The sequence below is a fragment of the Streptomyces sp. NPDC057543 genome (genome assembly GCF_042801895.1).
Classification (GTDB): Bacteria; Actinomycetota; Actinomycetes; order Streptomycetales; family Streptomycetaceae; genus Streptomyces.
This window is the reverse complement of sequence record NZ_JBHVFF010000553.1, coordinates 1-2,008: the sequence shown is the minus strand read 5'-3', so window position 1 is coordinate 2,008 and position 2,008 is coordinate 1. Positions and strand designations below refer to the sequence as shown.

2 protein-coding genes are annotated in these 2,008 nt (G+C 68.9%); one reads left to right on the top strand and one right to left on the bottom strand.

Annotation, left to right across the window (positions count from 1 at the left end; all coding sequences use genetic code 11):
• Positions 1-708 precede the first annotated feature (708 nt).
• Entirely contained in the window at positions 709-1,536 is an 828-nt protein-coding gene (locus ACFU8Q_RS41195) for an APH(3'') family aminoglycoside O-phosphotransferase (RefSeq protein WP_384465265.1), read from the top strand.
• A gap of 54 nt (positions 1,537-1,590) precedes the next feature.
• On the opposite strand, the gene ACFU8Q_RS41190 is transcribed toward ACFU8Q_RS41195, so the two are convergent.
• The gene (locus ACFU8Q_RS41190) at positions 1,591-1,911 is read right to left on the bottom strand and encodes an antibiotic biosynthesis monooxygenase family protein (protein WP_384465262.1); all 321 of its coding nucleotides are present in this window, start codon (positions 1,909-1,911) and stop codon (positions 1,591-1,593) included.
• Positions 1,912-2,008: the final 97 nt, after the last annotated feature.

Genomic DNA, 2,008 nt, shown 5'->3' with positions numbered 1-2,008 from the left:
GTGTTCCGGGCGGTTGCAACCGCCCGGAACACGCTGTGTCTCGCACAGCAGCACGTCCGTGACGCGCGGGTCTGCGGCGGTGCAGGCAGACACGGTGTCCGGAGCGTCGGGCGCGATCCGGTCCGCGTCAGCGGGGGAGTGGATCAGGCCGAACGCCACGGTGCCCCAGCCGGTGCCGGGATGGCGTCGGCGTAGCGTCCATGGCGAGGTGCGTCCGCGGGTTTCATCAGCCGGCCTTCGCCGGGGGTCTCGGTGGAGTATCTGATCGTTTCGGAGTGAGGTTCAAAGCCGTCTCAAGCAGACGACACCGCAGGCGAGTTGGAGCAGGGCGAGGTGGAGGCCCCATGCTCCAGGAAATCAGAACGGCTCCAAGGGGGGCCATACCAGAGCACGGGGAAGTCCCTGCCGAACCTGACGATGAGAAATGCCGGCTCGGCCAGGGCGACGATCAGGAGGGGGCGCCTGATGACGTGGCTTCATACGATTGCCGGTCGGCGCCGGGGTCTTTGCGCTTTGGTGAGCCGTGTCCAGCCCGACGGTGACATGACGTCAGCCCAGTGCGCGCTGCGGTCTGGCCGATGCACCTTCAAGTTCCTGCGACGGCTGAGGCCGGGGGCTGATCCTTTCCCCGTCCCAACCCGCGACCAGCGCGGACGACGCGGGATCGGCAGCGCACTTCACCGCATCCATCTGCTTAGAGTGGCCGCCATGAGCCATCGTCCCGGACCTCGGACCGTGTCACCAGTTCTGCTGGGTGAGAGTGGCGGCGAGGGTGACTGGCGGCCCGTCACCGCGGGCGAATCGGGAGCCGCCGTCTTCCGCAGCGCGGACGGCACCCGGTACGCCAAGTGCGTGGCGGCAGCGGACGCAGCCGACCTGAAGGCCGAGCGCGACCGGGTCGCATGGCTGAGCGACCACGGTGTCCCGGGGCCACGGCTGCTTGACTGGCACTCCGGCGATGCCGGCGCCTGTCTTGTGACCGGCGCCGTCTCCGGCGTACCCGCCGACCAAGTGTCCGCCGCGGACCTGCGAGCCTCCTGGGAACGCATCGCGGACGCGGTTCGCGCGCTGCACGAGGTGCCCGTACAGCAGTGCCCGTTCCGCCGGGACGTGGACGGGATGGTCGCCATAGCGCGCGACGTCGTGACCCGTGGCGCGGTGAACCCGGAGTTCCTCCCCGTCGAGCAGCAGCACCTGCCGGCCGCGGAGTTGCTGGGCCGCCTCGTCCCACAGGTCGCGCGACGACGGAACCAGGAGGCCGCCGACACGGTCGTCTGCCACGGAGACCTCTGCCTGCCCAACCTCGTCCTCGACCCTCAGACCCTGAACGTGTCGGGTTTCATCGATCTGGGCCGCCTCGGGCTGGCCGACCGCTACGCCGACCTGGCGCTGCTGCTCACCAGCGCGCGGGAGACATGGACGGACGAGGAGCGGGCGCGGGCCGCGGACGCGGCGTTCGCCGAGAGGTACAGCATCTCCCTCGACCACGACCGCCTGCGCTTCTACCGCCATCTCGACCCGCTCACCTGGGGCTGAGCGGCGGTCTTGCGATGCGGCTGCAGTTCGGTGATGAGACCGACGACGTCTTGTCTACGCGCTTGTCGGCGCCGCCTGCTGCACGACCTCGAAGGACCACAGTGTGGACCCGCTCGCCGCCGGCTTGGGGCGCTCGCGGCTGTCCACGTCACCGCTCTGGTGGGCCGTCTTCATGGGGCCCTCCAACCAGGCTTGGAAGGACTCTTCGTCACGCCACCGCGTGTAGACGAGGTAGTTGTCGGTGCCTTCGACGGGGCGGAGGAGTTCGAACCACTCGAACCCGTCGGAGTTCTCCACGGCATGGGCACGGGAGGCGAAGCGCTTCTCCAGCGTCTCCCGCTGCTCGGCGGGAACGGTCAGTACGTTGATCTTCACAACACTAGTAGTACTTCGTTAGGTTGGCTGGCTTGGGTGGTGTTCTGGCGGGGCCGGGGCGGGTATGTCGCGGTGGCAGGTGGGGCATGTGCCGGTC

Coding starts and splice junctions, on each gene's coding strand:
- ACFU8Q_RS41195 (WP_384465265.1), top strand. CDS start 709: ATGAGCCATCGTCCCGGACCTCGGACCGTGTCACCAGTTCTGCTGGGT.